The sequence below is a fragment of the Bartonella sp. CL435QHHD genome (genome assembly GCF_042195095.1).
GTDB lineage: Bacteria > Pseudomonadota > Alphaproteobacteria > Rhizobiales > Rhizobiaceae > Bartonella.
Genome location: NZ_JBHINS010000067.1, coordinates 1 through 1324, shown reverse-complemented (window position 1 = coordinate 1324; position 1324 = coordinate 1). Strand labels below are relative to the sequence as shown.

General features: G+C 41.1%; 1 protein-coding gene and 1 pseudogene. Both read right to left on the bottom strand.

Translation table 11 applies throughout. From position 1 onward, the window contains the following. A pseudogene (locus tag ACFILH_RS04930) lies at positions 1 to 232 on the bottom strand (hypothetical protein); the annotation flags it as partial. Between the two features lie 11 nt (positions 233 to 243). Further along, positions 244 to 1164, bottom strand: a complete 921-nt coding sequence (locus tag ACFILH_RS04925; protein ID WP_375667458.1) for a dATP/dGTP diphosphohydrolase domain-containing protein — start codon at positions 1162 to 1164, stop codon at positions 244 to 246. Between the last annotated feature and the right edge of the window lie 160 nt (positions 1165 to 1324).

Sequence of the window (1324 nt, the reverse complement as noted above, 5' to 3'; positions counted from 1 at the left end):
GTTCTTCAATTAGCTTGTCGCATTGTTCAAGATCCGCATCACATTGATCAATTGTCTGCTTGCTTTCCTTTAAATACCTAAACTCATTCTCTCTCATTTCTTTCTTAATATCTTGAACCTGCTCTTTAAGTGCTTTAACTTGGTTGCGATAATGCAATGCAATACGAAACATCACTCCGCTTAAGAGCAAAACTGAAACCACTGCTATCCATAAAATTTCATTCGAACTCATCTTTATCTCCTTTAATTTTTATGAGGGCGGTCATCATGACCAATCTGTTGTGCTTCGCATTCCATTAAAAAAAGAATGCAACAAGCCGCATGTGCCAAGTGTGATAAATCACTCTCAGCATCCTTATGCTCTCCACCAAACCATGCTAATAAATGACGTAAAGCAGCACCGTGAAACCTGCTCCAGTGCATGCCATTACGCCAATTGTTTGCTCCGTACTTCTTTGCCCCAAACTCTAAAACTTTGCCGATTTCAATCAGTGCCAACGGCGGTATAAGCTCTATACGAGGCTTACCATCATCATTCTTATGCGCTTCGTTTGTGCTATATGAAACGTGTTTACGCATGTAAACTTCGTCGTTATCGCTAACCTCTCCATAGCCACAAACCTTGGTATATCCACAAACCTTGGCATTTCCGTAAACACGAGCATTTTCACAAACCTTAGCATTCCCATACACATGCGCATTGCCATAAACCGAAGCATCATTACTAACACAGACATAGCCACAAACCTTGGCATTGCCATAAACACGGGCATGGTCACTAACATGCGCATGCCCACTAACACGAGCATTTTCATAAACTCTAGCTCTGCCATAAATATGGGCATTGCCATAAACATAACTATCTCCATAAATAAAAGCATCTATACCAACACGGGCATTGCCATAAACACGGGCGTTTTCATAAACATTGGCTCCATTAAAAACCCATGCATTTTCATAAACCTTGGCATTATCAAAAACACAAGCCTTCTGAGCAACCCAACATTCACCATGATGACTTAAGTTGCTCTCTTTTTCGATATACCCCCCAATCTCTCCAGCCTTCACATCTCCAAAATCTCTTAAGGCTTTAATACGATGAAGTGTGTGATTACCAAAAACACGTGTCTCATCCGTGAATTCATATTTCTTTTCTACAGCCATCTTTATCTCCTTAATGCTGTAAAGTTTCTCCGGTGTGATCAACACCGCAGCTCTTGCTAATTTTCGACAATGGGGGGTGTTGCTCTTGCATTAATCTCTGCAAGCGCTCGGGATAAAAAAAATCTTCTGGACGCAAATCTATCCCATGATCACGTGCGTA

What these genes read in the sequence shown, in the direction of transcription:
- ACFILH_RS04925 (WP_375667458.1), bottom strand. Translation starts at nt 1,164, where the DNA reads ATGGCTGTAGAAAAGAAATATGAATTCACGGATGAGACACGTGTTTTT.